This window comes from Pseudoalteromonas phenolica, assembly GCF_005876835.1.
GTDB lineage: Bacteria > Pseudomonadota > Gammaproteobacteria > Enterobacterales > Alteromonadaceae > Pseudoalteromonas > Pseudoalteromonas phenolica_B.
The window spans coordinates 1-239 of sequence record NZ_PPSW01000068.1; the positions used below are offsets into that span (position 1 = coordinate 1).

The following is a 239-nucleotide window of genomic DNA, read 5'->3' on the forward strand; positions in this document are numbered from 1 at the left end:
TGCGGAAGTGGCGGAATTGGTAGACGCGCTGGATTTAGGTTCCAGTATCTTCGGATGTGAGAGTTCAAGTCTCTCCTTCCGCACCATGTTCTTAAAGTTTGAACTAAAAAAGCTTTTACTACCTTTAGTTGGAGTATCGCCAAGCGGTAAGGCAGCGGGTTTTGATCCCGCCATTCCCAGGTTCAAATCCTGGTACTCCAGCCATCTCTATTTGAGATAAAATGCGGAAGTGGCGGAAT

2 tRNA genes are annotated in these 239 nt (G+C 46.9%); both read left to right on the plus strand.

The window, feature by feature from the left end:
• Nucleotide 1: 1 nt before the first annotated feature.
• A tRNA-Leu gene (locus C1E24_RS20660) sits at nt 2–86 on the plus strand.
• A gap of 43 nt (nt 87–129) precedes the next feature.
• Nucleotides 130–204, plus strand: a tRNA-Gln gene (locus C1E24_RS20665).
• Nucleotides 205–239 lie beyond the last annotated feature (35 nt).